Origin of the sequence: Paraburkholderia graminis C4D1M (assembly GCF_000172415.1) — a bacterium.
Lineage (GTDB): Bacteria > Pseudomonadota > Gammaproteobacteria > Burkholderiales > Burkholderiaceae > Paraburkholderia > Paraburkholderia graminis.
Genome location: NZ_ABLD01000006.1, coordinates 17,322 through 35,607 on the forward strand (window position 1 = coordinate 17,322; position 18,286 = coordinate 35,607).

Annotated in this window: 17 protein-coding genes; 1 reads left to right on the forward strand and 16 read right to left on the reverse strand. The window is 64.1% G+C overall.

Going from position 1 to position 18,286, the window contains the following annotated elements:
- Nucleotides 1-124 precede the first annotated feature (124 nt).
- The 6 genes from selD to BGRAMDRAFT_RS12400 all read right to left on the reverse strand — a co-directional run bounded on the left by selD (nt 125) and on the right by BGRAMDRAFT_RS12400 (nt 6,449).
- The gene (gene selD, locus BGRAMDRAFT_RS12375; protein WP_006049080.1) at nt 125-1,195 is read right to left on the reverse strand and encodes a selenide, water dikinase SelD; all 1,071 of its coding nucleotides are present in this window, start codon (nt 1,193-1,195) and stop codon (nt 125-127) included.
- Nucleotides 1,196-1,315: 120 nt separating this feature from the next.
- Entirely contained in the window at nt 1,316-2,317 is a 1,002-nt protein-coding gene (locus BGRAMDRAFT_RS12380; protein ID WP_006049081.1) for a transketolase family protein, read from the reverse strand.
- Nucleotides 2,314-3,177, reverse strand: coding sequence for a transketolase (locus BGRAMDRAFT_RS12385; protein WP_006049082.1), 864 nt, complete (start codon nt 3,175-3,177; stop codon nt 2,314-2,316). The genes BGRAMDRAFT_RS12380 and BGRAMDRAFT_RS12385 overlap by 4 nt, the downstream gene beginning before the upstream one ends.
- A 36-nt stretch (nt 3,178-3,213) precedes the next feature.
- The gene (locus tag BGRAMDRAFT_RS12390; protein WP_006049083.1) at nt 3,214-4,542 is read right to left on the reverse strand and encodes an MFS transporter; all 1,329 of its coding nucleotides are present in this window, start codon (nt 4,540-4,542) and stop codon (nt 3,214-3,216) included.
- Between the two features lie 50 nt (nt 4,543-4,592).
- On the reverse strand, nt 4,593-5,342 hold the full coding sequence (locus BGRAMDRAFT_RS12395) for an SDR family NAD(P)-dependent oxidoreductase (protein WP_006049084.1): 750 nt from the start codon (nt 5,340-5,342) through the stop codon (nt 4,593-4,595).
- 210 nt (nt 5,343-5,552) lie between these two features.
- Nucleotides 5,553-6,449: a LysR substrate-binding domain-containing protein gene (locus tag BGRAMDRAFT_RS12400; protein WP_044020952.1), complete on the reverse strand. Its 897-nt coding sequence runs from the start codon at nt 6,447-6,449 to the stop codon at nt 5,553-5,555.
- Between the two features lie 228 nt (nt 6,450-6,677).
- Here BGRAMDRAFT_RS12400 and BGRAMDRAFT_RS12405 point away from each other — a divergent pair, with 228 nt between their 5' ends.
- Nucleotides 6,678-6,905 (forward strand): hypothetical protein, encoded by a 228-nt coding sequence (locus BGRAMDRAFT_RS12405; protein ID WP_006049086.1) that lies wholly within the window; start codon nt 6,678-6,680, stop codon nt 6,903-6,905.
- 30 nt (nt 6,906-6,935) lie between these two features.
- Here the strand turns inward: BGRAMDRAFT_RS12405 and BGRAMDRAFT_RS12410 are convergent, their stop codons facing one another.
- The 10 genes from BGRAMDRAFT_RS12410 to BGRAMDRAFT_RS12455 all read right to left on the reverse strand — a co-directional run bounded on the left by BGRAMDRAFT_RS12410 (nt 6,936) and on the right by BGRAMDRAFT_RS12455 (nt 18,273).
- Entirely contained in the window at nt 6,936-8,765 is a 1,830-nt protein-coding gene (locus BGRAMDRAFT_RS12410) for an ABC transporter ATP-binding protein (RefSeq protein WP_006049087.1), read from the reverse strand.
- A 126-nt stretch (nt 8,766-8,891) separates the two neighbouring features.
- Nucleotides 8,892-9,473, reverse strand: coding sequence for a DUF3005 domain-containing protein (locus tag BGRAMDRAFT_RS12415; protein ID WP_006049088.1), 582 nt, complete (start codon nt 9,471-9,473; stop codon nt 8,892-8,894).
- A gap of 180 nt (nt 9,474-9,653) precedes the next feature.
- The gene (locus BGRAMDRAFT_RS12420) at nt 9,654-10,736 is read right to left on the reverse strand and encodes a TadG family pilus assembly protein (RefSeq protein ID WP_232292260.1); all 1,083 of its coding nucleotides are present in this window, start codon (nt 10,734-10,736) and stop codon (nt 9,654-9,656) included.
- 49 nt (nt 10,737-10,785) lie between these two features.
- Complete coding sequence (locus BGRAMDRAFT_RS12425; protein ID WP_006049090.1) at nt 10,786-11,289, reverse strand: TadE/TadG family type IV pilus assembly protein; 504 nt, start codon at nt 11,287-11,289, stop codon at nt 10,786-10,788.
- Nucleotides 11,290-11,368: 79 nt separating this feature from the next.
- Complete coding sequence (locus BGRAMDRAFT_RS12430) at nt 11,369-12,325, reverse strand: type II secretion system F family protein (protein ID WP_006049091.1); 957 nt, start codon at nt 12,323-12,325, stop codon at nt 11,369-11,371.
- A gap of 39 nt (nt 12,326-12,364) precedes the next feature.
- Nucleotides 12,365-13,348, reverse strand: a complete 984-nt coding sequence (locus BGRAMDRAFT_RS12435) for a type II secretion system F family protein (RefSeq protein ID WP_006049092.1) — start codon at nt 13,346-13,348, stop codon at nt 12,365-12,367.
- A 43-nt stretch (nt 13,349-13,391) separates the two neighbouring features.
- The gene (locus BGRAMDRAFT_RS12440; protein ID WP_006049093.1) at nt 13,392-14,759 is read right to left on the reverse strand and encodes a CpaF family protein; all 1,368 of its coding nucleotides are present in this window, start codon (nt 14,757-14,759) and stop codon (nt 13,392-13,394) included.
- Between the two features lie 19 nt (nt 14,760-14,778).
- Nucleotides 14,779-15,990, reverse strand: a complete 1,212-nt coding sequence (locus tag BGRAMDRAFT_RS12445; protein WP_006049094.1) for an AAA family ATPase — start codon at nt 15,988-15,990, stop codon at nt 14,779-14,781.
- A 72-nt stretch (nt 15,991-16,062) separates the two neighbouring features.
- A complete protein-coding gene (locus BGRAMDRAFT_RS12450) occupies nt 16,063-16,407 on the reverse strand; it encodes a hypothetical protein (protein WP_006049095.1) in 345 nt (114 codons plus the stop codon).
- 21 nt (nt 16,408-16,428) lie between these two features.
- Nucleotides 16,429-18,273 (reverse strand): pilus assembly protein N-terminal domain-containing protein, encoded by a 1,845-nt coding sequence (locus BGRAMDRAFT_RS12455; protein WP_006049096.1) that lies wholly within the window; start codon nt 18,271-18,273, stop codon nt 16,429-16,431.
- Between the last annotated feature and the right edge of the window lie 13 nt (nt 18,274-18,286).

The following is an 18,286-nucleotide window of genomic DNA, read 5'->3' on the forward strand; positions in this document are numbered from 1 at the left end:
GCCAAGGGGCGCCGCAACGTCACAAGGCCGCCGGAAAGACCGAAATTATCGCATGCGCCGCGAGTGGCGGCAGGGCGCGGCTTTCTGAATCCCTACGGGCCGGCTTGTGGGCCGCCGGCTCCTTTTAGACGACGTCCACGCGTGCGTCGCCGGCAACCATCTCGCCGATCACGCGGGCATCGCCGAAACCGTCGGCATGAAAGAGGGCGAGGACGTCCTTGACGGCGTCCGGCGAGCACGACACCAGCAGGCCGCCCGAGGTTTGCGGATCGGTGAGCAGCGTGCGCGCGGTCGAAGGCAACGTCGCGGGCAATGCAATGTCCTTGCCGTACGCGTCCCAGTTGCGCCCCGACGCGCCCGTGAAAACGCCGGCTTCGGCGAATTCGACGACGCCCGGCAGCCACGGCAAATCGGCATAGCGCACGCGCGCGGTCAGCTTCGAGCCGCGCGCCAGTTCGAGCGTGTGGCCGAGCAGCCCGAAGCCCGTGATGTCGGTCAGCGCGTGCACGCCGTCGAGCGCGGCGAGTTGCGCGCCTGGGCGGTTGAGTTTGGTTGTCGCGCCGATCATCGCCGCATAGCCGTTCGCATCGAGCCGGTCTTTTTTCAGCGCTGCCGACAGCACGCCGACGCCGAGCGGCTTGCCGAGAATCAGCACGTCGCCGGCCTTCGCGCCCGCGTTGCGCTTGACGCGCCGCGGATCGACCACGCCGATCGCGACCAGACCGTAGATGGGCTCGACCGAGTCGATCGAATGGCCGCCTGCGAGCGGAATGCCCGCGTCGGCGCACACCGATTCGCCGCCCTTGAGCACCGCCGCAATTACGTCGTGCGGCAAGACATTGATCGGCATGCCGACGATGGCGAGCGCCATCAGCGGTTTGCCGCCCATTGCATAGACGTCGGAGAGCGCGTTGGTCGCGGCAATGCGGCCGAAGTCGAACGGATCGTCGACGATCGGCATGAAGAAGTCCGTGGTCGCGACAATCGCCTGCTCGTCGTTGAGCTTGTAGACGGCGGCGTCATCGGCGGTATCGTTGCCGACCAGCAGGTCGGGAAAGAACGGCAGCGGCGCGCTGCGCTTGAGCAGGTCGGCGAGCAGGCCGGGGGCAATTTTGCAGCCGCAGCCGCCGCCGTGCGACAGGCTGGTGAGGCGGGGCGAGGGCGTGGACTGAGCTTGGGCTTGAGCGTCGATCATTATGGCGCGAATTTGTGGCTTCGAATGATCGCATTATGAAGCTTGTCGGCGCGGCGCGCTGCGGGCCGTGCTGCTAATGCACGCACGCGTCACGCCGAATTTTCACGCAACTTCGAAAGCTCAGCCAAGCCACCCCTTGATCGCCGCCGACATCGCGGACGTCGAAATGCCGTAACGATCATGCAGCGTGGGCAACGCGCCCGCAGCGAGAAACGCGTCGGGCAGCGCGACCTGGCGGAACGGGCACGACACGCCCGCGCGCATCAACTCGGCCGCAATCGCTTCGCCCAAACCGCCGATCGTCGTATGGTTTTCGGCCACCACGACGAGCCGCCCCGAGCGCTTCGCCTCGCGCACGATCGTCGCCGTATCGAGCGGCTTGATGGTCGGCACATGCAGCACGCCGACGCCGATGCGGTCGTTCTCCAGCGCCTTCGCGACTTCCAGTGCGCGCATCGTCATGATGCCCGACGAGATCACCAGAACGTCGGCGCCGTCGCGCAGCATCTTCGCCTTGCCGAGCTCGAACGTGTAGTCGTATTCGTCGAGCACGGCGGGCACGTTGCCGCGCAACAGACGCGCATAAACGGGACCGTTGTGCGCGGCAATCGCGGGCACCATCTGTTCGATGTCGAGCGCATCGCACGGATCGATCACGGTCATGTTCGGCATCGCGCGCATCAACGCGAGGTCTTCAGCGGCCTGATGGCTTGGACCGTAACCCGTAGTGAGCCCCGGCAATGCGCAGACGATCTTCACATCGAGATTGTCTTCGGCGATCGCCTGATGCATGAAGTCATACGCGCGGCGCGTCGCGAATACGGCATACGTCGTGACGAACGGCTGCGCGCCTTCGTGTGCGAGGCCGGCCGCCGCGCCCATCAGCAATTGCTCGGCCATGCCCATCTGATAGTAGCGCTCGGGGAATTCCTTCGCGAAGATGTGCAGGTCCGTGTACTTGCCGAGGTCGGCCGTCATGCCGACCACGTTGCTCTTCTGCCGCGCGAGTTCGACGAGCGCGTGACCGAACGGCGCCGAGCGAGTGAGCTGGCCTTCGCCTGCAATCGACGCGATCATCGCCGAGGTCTTCAGGCGCGGTTTGCTTGCGGTGACGTTGCTCATGCGTGACTCCCGATCTCATGCGATTTCGTTGTTTCGAGTGCTTCGAGCGCGAGCTGCCATTCGTGCGCGTCGACGCGGATAAAGTGGTTCTTCTCGCGCTCTTCGAGAAACGGCACGCCGCAGCCCATGCGCGTATCCGCGACGATCATGCGCGGCTGCGCGCCAGGATGCTTGCGGGCCGCGTCGAATGCGGCGGCCACTGCGCCAATGTCGTTGCCGTCGACGCGCTGCGTGAACCAGCCGAATGCTTCGAGCTTTTCGACGAGCGGCTCGAACGCCATGACCTGCGTGGACGGTCCGTCGGCCTGCTGATTGTTGACGTCGACGATGGCGATCAGGTTGTCGAGCTTCCAGTGGCTCGCGGACATGATGCCTTCCCAGATCGCGCCTTCGTCGAGTTCGCCGTCCGAGAAGAGCGTGTACACGAACGACTTCGAGCCCTTGCGCTTGAGGCCGAGACAGCGGCCTACCGCGATCGTCAGGCCGTGGCCGAGCGAGCCGCCGGACATCTCCATGCCGGGCGTGTAGCTCGCCATGCCGGACATGGGCAGACGGCTGTCGTCGCTGCCGTAGGTTTCGAGTTCGGCGGCGGGCAGAATGCCTGCTTCGAGCAGCGCCGCGTACAGCGCGATCGCGTAGTGTCCGTTGGACAGCAGGAAGCGGTCGCGCTCTTCCCATTCCGGATCTTCCGGTCGATAACGCATCGCGCCAAAGTACGCGACGGCCAGCACGTCGGCGATGTCGAGCGCCTGGCCGATGTAGCCCTGGCCCTGCACTTCGCCCATTAACAACGCGTTTCTGCGGATGCGATAGGCGCGCTCGGCAAGCGATGCCGCCGGCGCATTGAGTGGACTGTTCATGTCGTCTCCTGAGATCAGTCGAATAGTTGAAAAGGATCAGCGGTTCACGGACTTCGCGGGCACGAGGAACACGAGGCACGCGCCGAGCGTGACCGCGGCCGAGATGAAGATGAGCCCCGCGGTCGAACGGCCTGTCAGGTCGTTGAGCCAGCCCACGATGGCCGGCGAAAAGAAGCCCGCGAGATTGGCGAAGCAGTTGACCGCCGCGATGCCGGCCGCGGCCGACATGCCGCCGAGCAGCGCCGTCGGCAACGACCAGAATTGCGACGACGACGCGAGAATGCCCGCCGCAGCAACGCTCAAGCAGACGATCGACGCGGGCACGCTGCCGAGCGTCGGCAGAATCGCGAAGCCTGCGGCGGCAATCAGCATCGGAATGGCGAGATGCAGCCGGCGTTCGCGGCGACGGTCGGCGCTCATGCCGACCAGCGGCAATGCAACGATCGCGCACAGATACGGAATCGCGGTGAATACGCCCACCCACAGGGGATCGGCGACGCCCGATTTACGGATGATGGTCGGCAGCCAGAAGGTCAGGCCGTACTGGCCGAGCACCACGCAGAAGTAAATCGCGGCCATCAGCCACAAACGGCGGTCGCCGATAAACGAGCGAATCGAAACATGAGCGGTGGTATGCGCGTTGTCGCCGGCTACATTGCGGGCAAGCAGATTTTTTTCCGACTCGGTGAGCCACTTCGCTTTCGCGATGCTGTCGTCGAGATACAGCAGAATTGCGACGCCCAGCACGAGCGAGGGCAGCGCTTCGAGCAGGAACAGCCACTTCCAGCCGGACATATTCATCGCGCCGTGAAGCGAATGCATGATCCATCCGGACAGCGGGCCGCCGAGTATGCCGGCAAGCGGAATCGCCATGAAAAAGAGCGACAGCGCCTTCGCTCTGCGCGTGGCGGGAAACCAGTACGTCAGATAAAGAATCACGCCGGGCGCAAAGCCCGCTTCGGCGACGCCGAGCAGAAAGCGCAGCGCGTAGAACGCGGTGGGCGTCTTCACGAAAACGAACGACGCCGAAATCACCGCCCATGTCAGCATGATTCGCGCGAGCCACTTGCGCGCGCCGACACGATGAAGAATCAGATTGCTTGGCACCTCGAACAAAAAGTAGCCGAGAAAGAAAATGCCCGCGCCCATGCCGTAGACGGTTTCGCTAAAGCGCAGATCGTTGAGCATTTGCAGCTTCGCGAAGCCCACGTTCACGCGATCCAGATACGCGCCGAGATAGCACAGCATCAGAAACGGAATCAGCCGGCGGCTGACTTTCGCGTAGGTTCGCGACTCGAAGCTCGTCGAGTCCGCGTGCGCGAGCAGCTCGCCGTCGATAGGCGAGGCGGTGTATTTCGATTTCATGTTTGTCTCCTTCCATGTGCCCTGGGTGAGTCCCAGGTGCGAGGCGTCCGTCAATGAATGAGCATGCCGCCGTTCACGTCGAGCGTGATGCCCGTGAGATAAGTGGACAGATCGCTCACGAGAAAGAGGCACGCGTTCGCGACGTCGGCCGCATCGCCAAGCCGGCCGAGCGGAATGCCCTTGATGATGTCGGTGCGCATCTCGGGCGTGAGTTTGTCGCCGGTGATGTCGGTCTGGATCAGGCCCGGCGTGATCGAGTTCACGCGGATGCTGTCGGGACCGAATTCGCGAGCCATCGCTCGCGCGAGACCGAGCACGCCGGCCTTCGCCGCGCTGTAATGCGGGCCGCCGAAAATGCCGCCGCCGCGCTGCGCCGACACCGACGACATGCACACGATGCTGCCGCTTTTCTGTTCCTTCATCGCGGGCAACACCGCTTGCGACATGTACAGCGTGCCGCGCAGATTGACGTCGACGATCGCGTCGAAGCCTTCGGCGCTGATGTCGAGTGTGCGCACCGGCTGCGTGATGCCCGCGTTGTTGACGAGACCGTCGATGCGGCCATAGCGTTCGAGCGCGGCCTTCGCGGCCTTGACGCAGGCGGCTTTGTCGGTGACGTCGCAGGCGAGGCCGAGATGTCCGGCGCCGAGGTCGGCGGCCGCCGCTTTCGCATCTTCTTCGCGCAGATCGAGGATCACGACATGCGCGCCTTGCGCGGCCAGCGCTTTCGCCGTCGCCTTGCCGATGCCGCGCGGCGAAGCCGCGCCCGTGACGATAACCACCTTGTTCTCGAGCAGCATCACTTGTCTCCTGAATGTTGATGTGATGGCGCAAGTGTCGGGCAGGCCGCTAACCGCATCAACGCGGTACGGCTCAACTATGCTTGAGAAATTTTCAGGTGTTCGTGCGGGGAAGCGCGACGCTTGCTGCGCGGCGGTTTGCGGGCAGCAAGGCAGCAAGCGGTGTACGGGCGATGATGGAATACCCTGGTGCCGAAACGCCCGCGATATTCAGGCCGCGCGCGCCTGATGACCGATTTCCCGCTCGATCCACGCGATGAATCGCGCGACTCGCGGCAGCTCCGCATTTTGCGGCGGATAAACCAGATGATGCGCGCCGACTTCGACCGCATGCGAATGGTCGAACACCGGCACGAGCGCGCCTTCGCGGATGCGAACCGACGCGAGCATCAGACTTTCGAGCGCGATGCCGAGGCCGAGCGCCGCCGTTTCGAGCGACATGTACGAGCGGTCGAACGAGAAATCGAAGGTCTTATGCGCGGCCGGCACGCCGGTGCGCCCGAACCATTGCTTCCACTGAACGAGCGGTGTTTCGGAGTAAATCAGCCGATGCGCAAGCAGATCTTCCGGCGCGTTGACCGGATGGTTGCGCAGATAAGCGGGCGACGCGAGCGGCGCGATGAATTCGTTGCGCAGCGTGCGGACTTCGAGATCGCGCCAGTTCGCGTAGCCGTGCCGTATGTCGATATCGTAATAGCCGCTCGTGAACGACACGTCTTCATACGAGCAGGCGAGATTCAACTGGATATCGCCATTGGCTTCCTGAAACGATGCGAGCCGCGGCAGCAGCCACATGAGCCCGAAGCTCGGGCTCGAATGCACGCGCAGAATTTCGACCTCGGTGCGGCTCGATGCGCGTTCGGTCGCGCGGCTCAAATCCGCGAGAGAACCGGTCACGTCGGATAGATAGCGCTCGCCTGTCGGTGTCAGCACGAGGCCGCGGCCCGAGCGATAGAACAGCGCCTGGCCGATGACCGACTCGAGATTGCTGATCTGATGGCTGACCGCCGAAGCAGTCAGGCCGAGTTCTTCCGACGCGCGGTTGACGCTCCCGGTGCGGGCCACGCTCTCGAAAGCGATGATGGCTTTGACGGGTGGGATGCGCATGTGAAGTCTGGTTCGCTGTTCGTTATGAAGTGTTCCCGATGCTGACCCCGGCCACACGAGGGCAGTAGTGCGGTAAACCATGAAGCGCCTCGTGCGGTGCAGCAAGTGCGCGAGCGCAGCCGCGATTATCCGTCAATCGCCGGAAAGTGCCTCGCCGGTACGCGCTTTGCTGCCTTCAGTTCGGGTCGATGCGGGCGGCAAGCCGAACCTCGGGCATGGAGGCGTGACATGGGATGCGGCGCGAAGGGTGTCATGACGTTGGGGCACGAAAAAGACGTTGCCGGCGAGGAAATGCTCAACATGCAGCATCTCGAAGCGAGCCCTGACGGCGAGTTCGTTCTGCTCGTGGAAACCGAGCGTTCCGAATGGGGCGTGCAGCAGCAGACCAGTTACCGGATGCCTGCGAAACGCCTGATCGAGTTGATCAGGACAGAGGGCGAACGCATCGGCGATTAATGCGCGCCGCGAGCCCCGATGCACGACGTGTCAATTCATCGTAGGCGCAGGTGTCCGGCGGTTATGGCGCGCAAGCGTATCGCGATAGATGCCCGGCACCATCGCCAGTTTCGCGGGCGTGCCTTCCTGAACGACGCGGCCGCGATTCATCACGATGATCCGGTCGAAGGACTGCAACGTCGACAGTCGATGCGCGATCGCAATCACCGTGCGATTTTTCATGAGACGTTCGAGCGCGGCCTGAATGACGATCTCCGATGCGGTGTCGAGCGCGGACGTTGCCTCGTCGAGCAGCAGGATCGGCGAGTCCTTCAGGATCGCGCGCGCAATCGCAATGCGTTGACGCTGTCCGCCGGACAACTTCGTGCCGCGATCGCCCGCTATCGTGTTCAGGCCGTCCGGCAATGCGGCGATGAAGTCCATGCAGCTCGCGTCCTCGCACGCGCGCTTCACGTCGGCTTCCGTTGCATCGGGACAGCCGTAGCGGATGTTGTCGAGCAGCGAGCGATGAAACAGCGTGACGTCCTGAGGCACGACGGAAATCGCCGCCTGCAGACTCTGCAACGTCACGTAAGAGATGTCCTGATCCGAAATGCGCACGCATCCGTTGGCGGGATCGTAGAAGCGCTGAAGCAGCGCGAGCACCGTCGATTTGCCCGCGCCGGACGGCCCGACCAGTCCCACGCGCTCGCCCGCTTCGATATGCAGCGTGAGGTCGCTCAATACACGCCTGCGCCCCGGATAAGCGAACGAAACGTTGTCGAAGTCGACGGTCGCCTCGCGCACGATCAGCGGTATCGCTTTCGGCGCTTCGGGCATCGCATGAGGCGTGAGCAAGGTTTGCGATGCTTCCGCGAGACGCGCGACGTGCTGCGTCAAATCGACGAATGCCACGGCGACGTCGCGCGAACCGTGCAGAATCGCAAAGCCTAGTGAGCCGACGAGAACCACATCGCCGGTGGTCGCGCGGCCTTGCGTCCACAGCCAGATCGTCCAGCCGAGCAATGCCGCCGACAGCAACGCAGTCGCGAACGCGTGCACGAGACGCAGCTTCTCCAGATACAACAGACTACGCCTGCGTGCCACGGCTTCGGCTTCGAGATGGCCGCCGAAGCGCCGCAATTCCGCGGGCACCGCGCTGAACGCGCGCACCAGGCCCATATTGCCGATCACGTCGACGAGTTCGCCGTCCACCGAAGCGGCCTGGCTCGCGAACGCCTCATGCCGCGAGGTGCCTTTGCGCGCGAGCCAGAACAGACACGCGGTGAGCAGCGCCGAAATGGCGACGAGCGCGATGCTCATCGGCAGGCTCACGGTTGCGACCATGACGATCGCGCCGATCACGGTGAGCGTCGGCGGCAATGCGGTCCACGCCACCGTGTTTTCGATTACGTAGACCGCGTTTGCCGTGGCCGACACGCGGCTCGACAGCACGCCCGGTTGCTTGTCCGCGAAGAAGGTCGGCGCGTGGCCCATCAGATAGTCGAACATGTCCTGGCGAATGTCGCCCGTCACCCGCACGAACGCACGCGACGAGACCCAGCCGGCGACGCGCCACATCACGTTGTCCGCAAAAATGAGCCCGACGAGCACGGCGAACGCATACGCGACCGTCTGCGGATGCGCGCGTCCCTGAGGCAGTGCGTCGATCAGATTGCGGATGCCGTATTGCGACGCCAGCGCGAAGCCGACCGCGGCGACGACACTCGCGAGCACGATGGCGTGAGCCGTTTTACGGCGCGCGATGTAGCGCCAGATGAGACGAATCGGCCGGCCGGCGTAGCGCGACAGAACGCGCGAATGCCGCCGCCCGCGCACGCGGCTCGCGCGGCCCCGATCGCTGTGGTCGACGAGTTCCATGGTGCCCTTCCCGAACTTGCGCGCCGGCAGGCGACAGGTTTTCCTTCCATGCGGGAAAGGGTTCCATGTGTCCGGCGAAGGAGTTGCGCAAGGGGCATGCCTTGGGGCGGGGCGTGAGTCGTGCGCTTACCTGGCGGTATCGTCGATCGCGCCCGTTGCGTCGAACTGAATGACGTGCTCCGTCAACGAGCCGTTTCTTCGCTCGATATACACCGTGCCGTGATAGCTGACGCGCCAGCCGTCGCGCGGCGCGACGAGAGGAAAATTGCCGCCGGGTCGGCTGTCGATGCCGCCCAGTCCTGCCGCCGGCGCCGGCACATTGTTCTCGAGCGTCGCGTTCGATGAAATCACGTTGTCGTGCCACGACGACTGTTCTTTGGCGGCTTCGAGACTCTTGCCGTCGGTGTCGACGGTGTTGTCGCTGGAAGCGGTGTTCGCGGCGTCGACGGAAACCGTGCGGCTCTTCGCGCGTTGCACCGGATCGGGAGAATCGGTGGTGATTGCATCGAGATCGATGGGCGGCAGATTCGCCGCGTTGTTCGTGCGTCCCGTCGGCTCGGCCGCGCCGGCGTTGCTCGTGCTGCCGAACTCCTTCGCCTGGGTGCGGGCGTCGGGAGAAGCCGTGCCGGTTGCGGGCGTTCGCGCCGGACTTTTTGCGGCCATCTCGTTCTGCTGCTTCTGGGTGGGATTCTGTTCCGCGTTTTGCATATCGATGCTCCTGCCGTTAATGACACGCCAAAGCGCCCGTGAAAGCCTTACATGAAGCGTTGAAAAAAGTGACTGGCGCCTGGGGTTCGCGGGCGGCTTGCGCCGTCGCGAACGCGGGTTCCTGATTGATCTCCGCAGCGAACGTTCCCGGCAGGTGGGTTCGCTGCAAACGTGTCACTCCTACTGCACCAGCCTTGGGGGAGTGTAGGCGCCGTAATTCGGTCCCACTCCTCCCGAGTTGGGCGTGCGGCAATGGCTCATGTCGTTCGACATCTGCACGAGAACGTAGGGACTCGAGCCATTCTTCGCATCCAGAATGTGCACGCAGGCGAACGCCACGACGGGCTGAAATCCGCTGGTCGCCGGATCGTTCACCACCGCCACGGTCGCCCACGCGCACTGCCCATTGCCGGCGGCACTACAGTCGCCCGCGCCCTTAAAGAGCGTATTTTCCGTGCCGGTCTGGATCCACGTACCCGGTGAAGCCCCAATGGAGAAAGTCGTACTGTTGCCACTCGTCAAGAGTCCTCTGGCATAGCTGGCACTGTTGTCATTGACATTAAACGTGGTCCACTGTCCCGACTCACAGGCGCCGTAGTGATAACTCGATCCGATCTGAAAGAAGTAAGGTTGGCCCTGTTGTTGTGCAACGCTTGTCCCAGGCAACGTATTATTGTTCGGCGACAACTTCGGGGAACTGGTGGCCGCGTTCCAGTAGTTGTCATATAGGCACTTGGACATGGCCAACGGAAACAATCCGCCAGGGCCCACATTACCGGGCGTGGAAAGCACCGCCGTCGCCACCGCACTGGCTTTCAGAATCTGGACGCCAAGCACGCTGCCGAAAAACACCGGGACCGCTCCGTTCGCGTTCGAGCCATCTTTGTGGATGGTCACCTGAACCGCCGGCAAGTCGGACGCGCCGGGTGTGAACGGCAGCGACTCGAGACCGTATGGCGTCCCCGTGGCGTTCCAGTAGCCGGTCGCTACCGTACTGGCTTTTACGTAGTCAGCTTGCACCTTGTTTGTCACGGTGGACGTCGAAAACGACGACGCTTTTGCGGATGCCGTAATCCAATCCGGCTGCGTGGCAGTGGTGTTCCCGCATTCCGTGCGCCGCATCAGGCATCCGGCGCCGGCCATCGCCGCGGCGTCAGCCGCATTCTGAAGCTGGCTGCGTGCAACCAGCAGATTGCCGATGTCGATGGCAAGAGCTGCAATCCCCAACAGGAATAGCATGCAAAGCGCGACAGTGACGGCCACTGCCCCTTCCTGTTTCCGTCTGCTTTTTCCCGTGCGCATGACAGTCCCCTTATTCGTTGTTCATGACCGTGGTGGCGGTCAGCGTGATCGGCCCCGTCACCGCGGATAGCATTGCGCCCAGTCCTAGCCCGGCATACTGATAGGAAACCGTGACGGAGAGCGGAGTGCCAAAGGCGCCGCCCTGGCCTGTCTGCGTGACTGTCGGTGTGTTGGCCGTTCCGAAGGTCACGAGAAAGGAAGACGTGTAGTTCTGGACGACGTTTTTAATGTCCGCGCTGGTAGGCTTCGGGCTCTTGAGCACAATCCCCGCACGCGCACCTTCGCGACTCGCGTTCGTAATCACCGCCTTGTCGTAAAGCGCAATCCCCAGTTCGACGGTTCCGAAAATAAGCAGCAGCAATAGCGGCAGGATCAACGCGAATTCCACTGCCGCCACGCCTGCCTGACGGCGCGATCGTCGCCGGCCCGACGCGTGCAGCGCAGGCGCATGACGTGATGCAGCCGAACTTTTCGATGCGGCATGCCCGGCGAACGGTCTCGTTGTGTGGCTCATTTCTATTCCCCTCTGGGCGCTGCTCGTTCGGTCATCCGATTGGTGAGCGCCGCGTTCTATGCCTCAATACCGCTGACCATCAGCTTCCCATCGTCGGCAACAGCACGCGATAGATGTGGATGAAGGCCGGTCCGATCAGCACCGTCATCAATGCCGGAAAGATGCAGAAGATCAGCGGAAACAGCAGCTTCAATGCGATCTTCGCGGCGCGTTCTTCCGCGCGCATTCTGCGGCGCGTGCGCAGCGTGTCCGACATCACGCGCAGCGAAGCGCCGATGCTCGTGCCGAAGCGTTCCGCCTGCACCAACATCGACGCGAACGTATCGATGTCCTCGGCGCCCGTGCGCAACGCGAAGTTGCGCAGCGCCTTTTCCTTCGTGAAGCCCGAGCGCAGTTCGAGCAGCATCAATTGCAATTCGTTTGCGACTTCAGGACTGGCGAGCGTCATTTCGTCGGCCACGCGCATCAGCGCGGCGTCCATGCCGAGGCCCGCTTCGACGCAGACGGTCAGCAGATCGAGCGCATCCGGAAAGCTTTCGACAATCCTGCGCTGACGCCGCGCGCGGCAGCGTGCGAGCACGGCGTTGGGCACGTAGTAGCCGAACGCGGCAAGCAGCGCGAGAATCAGCGCGATAACCGTGTAGTCCGTGTTGATCGACGGCATGTGCGTCAACGCGACGAGGCCGAGCAAAGGCAGCAGCAGCGCAAGCGCGGTTTTCGCCGCGAAATAGAGCCCGGCCGCCGTCGACGAACGCCAGCCCGCGTTCATCAAACGCAGCCGCAGCGGCGAGTCTTCCCAGCCTTCCTTCGGAATCGACAACTGCGAGATCGGACGCGAAATGTCGGCGATTCTCTCGGCCCATCCCGACACGGCCGAAGGCCGCGCTTCCGGTGAGAGCGACACGCCGCCCGCCTGTTCGATGCGCCGCTGCATGTCGCGTGGCATCAACCACCACATCAGCGCGACGACGCTGCAGAATGCCGCTGCAAACAGACCCGCAAGCAACAGCATGTTTGTTGAATAGAACGCTTCCATTACGGTTCTCCGGTTCGTTGATGCGAAAAGGGCCCGCGTTCACACGCGGATCTGCACGATGCGCCGCATCCACAGGATTCCCAATACCATTGAGACAAGCATCGTTTCGATGATCTGAAGCCCGGCTGGGTCTTCCCACAGCACCGAAAAGAAAGTCGGGTTCACCACCTGCATGGCGCCAGCGGATGCAAACGGCAACAGCGCGAGAATCCACCCGGACAGACGTCCCTCGGCGGACAGGACCCTCACCTTGTCGAACAACTGCAGACGCGCGCGCACCAGCGACGCGATGCTGTCCAGAATCTCCGCAAGGTTGCCGCCGGTTTCGCGCTGGATCAGCACCGCGATCACGAAGTAGCGCAGGTCGCCCACCGGCACGCGCGTCGCCAGATTCAGGAGCGCTTCATTGAGGGTGACGCCGTAATTGATCTCGTCGAAGACGATGCGGAACTCGCCGGCCATCGGCTCCGCGAACTCGCTGCCGAGCATGCCGAGCGCGCTTGAGAACGAATGCCCGGCTCGCAGTGCGCGGCTGATCATGTCGGCGGCTTCGGGCAACTGGCGTTCGAGAACCCGCAGACGTTTGCGGCGAGCGCGCAGCATGCGCAGCGTCGGAAAGGCGAGAGCTGCAACGGCGGCGAGCACGGTCACGAGCGTCGGCACCTGCACCGGCGAGAAGTTCGCTGCGAGCAGAACGAGCACAAGCGCCACCACGCTATGCGTCGCGAGCCGGCCCACCGTGAGGCTCGAGCCGGACTGAAGAATGATGCGATCGAGCAGATGGATGCGCGGCACGCGCATCATCAGCGCATGGACCGACGCCGAGTTGCTCAGCATGCGCTCCTTGAGGATGGAGAGGCGCTCGCCGTTCGCATGCGCACCGGCCGACAGCGCGCGAATGCGCTGATCGAGGCGTCGCGCGGCGGGCCCGTGATGACTGTTCCACCACTGATAAATCCCCTCGATCCCGAGGACCACGGCAATGAACAGCAGGAAAGCGAAGGCGTAGAAGATCGGATTCATGGAAGCCTCGGAAAAGTGAGCGGCGTGCCGCCGGCGGCCGGCGTCATGCGGTGTCGAAGTGCCGGTTCGGGTCGTATAGCTGATCGGGCAGCACGATGCCGAACGCCTGCAGCCGCTCCGTGAATTTCGGTCTCACGCCGGTCGCGCAGAAGTGGCCGCGCACTGCGCCGTTCTGATCGACGCCAGTTCGCTTGAACGTGAAGATCTCCTGCATGTTCACCATCTCGCCTTCCATGCCGGTCAGTTCCTGAATGCTGACGACCTTGCGGCGTCCGTCAGTCAGGCGAGCGACCTGCACGACCACCGAAATCGCCGACGAAATCTGCTGGCGCAGATTCTTCGGCGGCAACGACAGGCCGGCGAGGCTGATCATGTTTTCGAGGCGCGTCAACGCGTCGCGCGGCGTGTTCGCGTGAATCGTCGCGAGCGAGCCTTCGTGGCCGGTGTTCATCGCGTTGAGCATGTCGAGCGCTTCGGCGCCGCGCACCTCGCCGAGGATGATGCGATCGGGGCGCATGCGCAGCGCGTTGCGCACAAGCGTGCGTTGCGTGACTTCGCCGCGTCCTTCGACATTCGGCGGCCGCGTTTCGAGGCGCAGTACATGGTGCTGGCGCAATTGCAGTTCGGCCGCGTCTTCGATGGTCACAACGCGCTCGCCCTCGGGAATGAACCCCGACAGGATGTTCAGCAACGTGGTCTTGCCGCTGCCTGTGCCGCCCGAGACGAGCACGTTGACCTTCGCGCGCGTGAGCGCGTCGAGCAGTTCGGCCATCGGCGGCGTGAGGCTTTGCGACGCGACCAGATCGCTCATTTGCAGCGGATTCACGGCGAAACGCCGGATCGACATCAGCGGTCCATCCACGGCCGAGGGCGGAATGATCGCATTGACGCGCGAGCCGTCGGGCAGCCGTGCATCGACCATCGGACTCGACTCGTCGATGCGCCGCCCGACGCGCGAGACGATCTTCTCGATCACCTTCATCAGATGCGCGTCGTCGTAGAAGGTCACGTCCGTCAACTCGAGACGGCCGCGCCGTTCGACGTAAGTCGTGCGGTGCGTGTTGACGAGAATGTCCGACACGGTCGGGTCGCGCAGCAGCGCTTCGAGCGGACCGAAGCCGAACATCTCGTCGTGAATGTCGGTGGTCAGTTGCCTACGTTCAAGATCGTTGACGGGCGCCTTGTCTTCTTCGAGGATGCGCGCGATCAGTCCGCCGATTTCCTGGCGAACCTGTTCGGCGGGCAGCCGCGCGAGACGTTCGAGTTCGACGCGGTCGAGCACGGCCTCGTGAACCTTGCGCTTGAGCGTCTGGTAGGCGGCGCGCGCGAGACCTGACGGCGCGCGCATGCCTGGCTGGCGTTCGGGCAGCGCATGCACCGCCTGTGACGACATCTGTTCGCGTAGTGACATGAAATTCTCCTCGCTGACGTTATGACGCCGCCGACTGGCGCTGCGTGGCCGAGCGGCCGAATAGCCGGCCGAGCAGCGGCTCGCCCTGTTTCTTCTGCGGCACGACGCCCGTCGACTGATTGACGATGCTTTGCGCGAGCGCTTGCACGCCGCGCGAGAGCGCGCTGTTGCGCGCGACCTTCAACAACGGTTCGCCGAGATTCACGGCTTCGCTCGCCGCGTGCGGGTCGTCGGCGATCACATGCGAAGGGCGCTTGCCGAGCACCTGTTCGAGCGCGCTCGCGGCCCGCTCGTCGTGACGGCGATGCCGGTTCAGCAAGAGACGCAGCCGTTCCGGCGAATAGGCGAGCGACACCAGCATGTCCTGCAGACGGCGCGCCGCGCGCACATACGGCATGCTCGCCTGCAGCACCATGTGAATCTCCGCGCTGCGATCGAGCGCGACGATCGACAATGCATTGATGCTTTGCCCCAGATCGAACAGCACGACGTCGTAGCGCGGCGCCGCGACGCCGAGAATCCATTCCAGTTGCTCTTCATGAATCTCGAGCGCCTTCAACGGATCGCCCGCGCCCGCGAGCACATGAAAACCCGGTGTGACGTGCGTGAGCGATGCATCGAGAAACGCGGCGTCGATGCGCTCGATCTGCGCGCACATTTGCGGCAACGTTGACGGCGGTTCCTGGTCGCTGACGAGAAACGCGGCGTCCGCGAACATCGGGTTCAGATCGACGAGCAGCACGCGCTTGCCGTGCAGCGTCGCGATCGCGTGGCCGACGTTGGCCGCGATCAGGCTCGTGCCCGCGCCGCCCTTGCACGAAATGAACGACACCATATGCGTTTCGTGGCGCGCGTCGCCGGCATGCGGAGCCATCGCGCGCTGCACGGCGGCGCCGAGCGCGCGCGCGTCGAGCGGCCAGTTCAGCACGTCGCGGATGCCGGCGCGCATCGCGGCGATCAGCGTGTCGGGCGACGTCTGCGGCAACAGCAGCAAACACGTCAGGCGCGGATAGCGATGCACGAGCGCGTTGACCGAATCGAGCCCGGCGCGTTCGGGCGACGACGCGTCGATGATCAGGACATCGAACGCATCGAGACTGTCGCCCCGCTCGAGCAGCGCGGAAGGCGCGCCTTGCGTGCGAGTCGTCGTGCAATTGCCGCAGTCCGTCAGGAGCCGAACGATCTCGGACATTCGGCCCGCGTGCTCGGAGTTGATGAGGATATTGATCATGATGTTGTCATCCGCGGAATCGTTGCGGGGTTGGTCTTGCGACGGCTCGCGCCGTCGCGTCGCCCACGTTGGCTATTCGCCGTTCGCAGGCGGCGGCATCGCCGCGCCTCCGCCCGCGCCGCCGGCTCCGCTGCCGCCCACGCCGATCACGAAGGCGTTAGCGGTTGCGGGCGGCGCCTTGAACGACGCGTTGTAGTTCGACATCGCGCCGACGGCGGCTTTACCGTCGACACCCTGCGTCGACGGATTCTTGGTCGCCGCGTCCGGATCGATGATCTGCGCCGCCGTGAAGCTCTTCACGGATTCGCCGAAGTGCCGGTCGAAGTTCGGCGTCGTCGACATGCAGCCGTTGAGCGCGAGGCACGCCGGCACAAGCAGTGCAGTCCAGCGCGAAAAGAAGAGGATGCGATTGGTCATGACGTTCTCCCGAGGAGTGCATTAGTTGTGAGCGCGTGCGGACGGCGAGCGCGGTTTGTCGGATGGCGGCGCTTCGCGTGCGGCGATCTGCGCGGCTCGTGCTTCTATTTGTGCGGCGCGAGCGGTGGCGTTGTCGTTGGGCTTGCCGGTATCCGCGGGCGTGACGGCTCGCGGATCGGGCAGCGGCGCGGCGCTTGCAGCGGGCGTCGGCACCATCGCGGAGACGGGCGGTTCAGCAGCGCTCGGCGTGGCCGGAGCCTGCGGTTGCGACGGTGCGGGAGCCATTGCGGGCGAGGGCGCCGGGGCAGGCATCGGCGGCGCGGGCTTTTTGCTGCCGGCCGGATCGCGGCCTTCCATGTTGCCCATCAGATAGACGTCCGCTTCGTTGGGCGTCTTGAGATGGTCCGTGGGCAGCGGCAGATTCGACGCCGTTTGCAGCGGCTTCACCAGATGCGGCGTGATGATGAACACGAGCTCCGTGCGGTCCTGCTGATACGACGTGCTTCTGAAGAGCGCGCCCAGCACCGGCACTTCGCCGACACCCGGTATCGCCTTCAGCGTGCCCGCCGCGTTGCTCTTGATGAGCCCGCCGATCGCGAAGGTCTCGCCGTCGTTCATCTGCACCGTGGTCGATGCGCGGCGCGTGGTGATGAGCGGCAGCACCGTGAGGTTGTTGGTATTCGTCGCGCCGACCGTGACGCCGGTCGACGACAGCTCCGACACTTCTGGCGCGACCTTCAGGTTGATGCGGCCGCCCGCGAGCACGGTCGGCGTGAACTTCAGGCCGACGCCGAATTCCTCTTCCTGCAGGATGATGGTCGACACGCCGTTCAGGTTGCTCTGCGGAATCGGAATGAACACCTTGCCGCCCGCGAGGAACGTCGCTTCCTGTCCGCTCAGCGTGACGAGATTCGGCTCGGCGAGAATCTTCACGAGGTTGTCGCCGTGCTGGGCGTCTATCGCGACATTGAACGGACGGTTATTCGCCTTGTTCACATCGACGATGCTCGACACGCCCGCGAGCAGGCTGCTGATGAGCGCCCCGCTCCACGAGCCGAAGCCGCCCTGGATGTTCATCGCCGCGCCCAACTGGTTGAGGACCGTCTTCGAGACTTCGGCGACCTTCACTTCGAGCATCACCTGTTGCGGCGAGTCGACGCTCATCATGTTCAGCACGGTCGCGCTTTTGCCGTTGCCGTTTCCGTTTGCAGCGCCGTTCGGGTTTGGCAGTGTGGTGCGCGCATACGCCTTGGCGATTTCCTGCGCCTGGGCCGCGGCCTGCGCGCTCGATACGCGGCCGGCCAGCACGAGATCGCCGGCGACCGTCGACACGCGGATGTTCGGCTCATCGGGCATCAGTTGGGATAACGAAGTTTGCAGGCCGCCGGCGTCCGCGTTCACCACCACGTTGATGACTTCGCACGCGCCGCTCTTGCCTTGCACGATCATGTTGGTGGTGCCCACGGCCATCCCGACCACGTAGAGCGTTTTCGGCGAGACCATGGTTGCCTGCGCAATCAGCGGATTGCCGAGCGTGCGGTTGCGCACGGGTTCGGCGGTTTGCATCAGCGTGGACTTGCCAACGGGGACCACCACCGTGCTCTGTTCGCTCTGCGTGCGCGTGCATGCCGGGCCGCGCGCAGCGGCGTTTTGCATGGCGCTCGAGGGCTGAGCCGGCGCGGCATTCATGCTGATGGTCATTTGCACGGGACCGTGCGGCATGGGCGCCGCGCCGGCCCTCGCGTTCTCTACCGCTTCCTGCGCCCGCACGCCGTTTGCGGCGAGCAGGGATGCGCATACCGTTGTGGTCAGCAACGCCGTGCGCATCGCGCTACCCTGCTTGATCTTTATCCGATTCGATTTCATTTCCGTGTCTCCC

What these genes read in the sequence shown, in the direction of transcription:
- selD (WP_006049080.1), bottom strand. Translation starts at nt 1,195, where the DNA reads ATGATCGACGCTCAAGCCCAAGCTCAGTCCACGCCCTCGCCCCGCCTC.
- BGRAMDRAFT_RS12380 (WP_006049081.1), bottom strand. Translation starts at nt 2,317, where the DNA reads ATGAGCAACGTCACCGCAAGCAAACCGCGCCTGAAGACCTCGGCGATG.
- BGRAMDRAFT_RS12385 (WP_006049082.1), bottom strand. Translation starts at nt 3,177, where the DNA reads ATGAACAGTCCACTCAATGCGCCGGCGGCATCGCTTGCCGAGCGCGCC.
- BGRAMDRAFT_RS12390 (WP_006049083.1), bottom strand. Translation starts at nt 4,542, where the DNA reads ATGAAATCGAAATACACCGCCTCGCCTATCGACGGCGAGCTGCTCGCG.
- BGRAMDRAFT_RS12395 (WP_006049084.1), bottom strand. Translation starts at nt 5,342, where the DNA reads ATGCTGCTCGAGAACAAGGTGGTTATCGTCACGGGCGCGGCTTCGCCG.
- BGRAMDRAFT_RS12400 (WP_044020952.1), bottom strand. Translation starts at nt 6,449, where the DNA reads ATGCGCATCCCACCCGTCAAAGCCATCATCGCTTTCGAGAGCGTGGCC.
- BGRAMDRAFT_RS12405 (WP_006049086.1), top strand. Translation starts at nt 6,678, where the DNA reads ATGGGATGCGGCGCGAAGGGTGTCATGACGTTGGGGCACGAAAAAGAC.
- BGRAMDRAFT_RS12410 (WP_006049087.1), bottom strand. Translation starts at nt 8,765, where the DNA reads ATGGAACTCGTCGACCACAGCGATCGGGGCCGCGCGAGCCGCGTGCGC.
- BGRAMDRAFT_RS12415 (WP_006049088.1), bottom strand. Translation starts at nt 9,473, where the DNA reads ATGCAAAACGCGGAACAGAATCCCACCCAGAAGCAGCAGAACGAGATG.
- BGRAMDRAFT_RS12425 (WP_006049090.1), bottom strand. Translation starts at nt 11,289, where the DNA reads ATGAGCCACACAACGAGACCGTTCGCCGGGCATGCCGCATCGAAAAGT.
- BGRAMDRAFT_RS12430 (WP_006049091.1), bottom strand. Translation starts at nt 12,325, where the DNA reads ATGGAAGCGTTCTATTCAACAAACATGCTGTTGCTTGCGGGTCTGTTT.
- BGRAMDRAFT_RS12435 (WP_006049092.1), bottom strand. Translation starts at nt 13,348, where the DNA reads ATGAATCCGATCTTCTACGCCTTCGCTTTCCTGCTGTTCATTGCCGTG.
- BGRAMDRAFT_RS12440 (WP_006049093.1), bottom strand. Translation starts at nt 14,759, where the DNA reads ATGTCACTACGCGAACAGATGTCGTCACAGGCGGTGCATGCGCTGCCC.
- BGRAMDRAFT_RS12445 (WP_006049094.1), bottom strand. Translation starts at nt 15,990, where the DNA reads ATGATCAATATCCTCATCAACTCCGAGCACGCGGGCCGAATGTCCGAG.
- BGRAMDRAFT_RS12450 (WP_006049095.1), bottom strand. Translation starts at nt 16,407, where the DNA reads ATGACCAATCGCATCCTCTTCTTTTCGCGCTGGACTGCACTGCTTGTG.
- BGRAMDRAFT_RS12455 (WP_006049096.1), bottom strand. Translation starts at nt 18,273, where the DNA reads ATGAAATCGAATCGGATAAAGATCAAGCAGGGTAGCGCGATGCGCACG.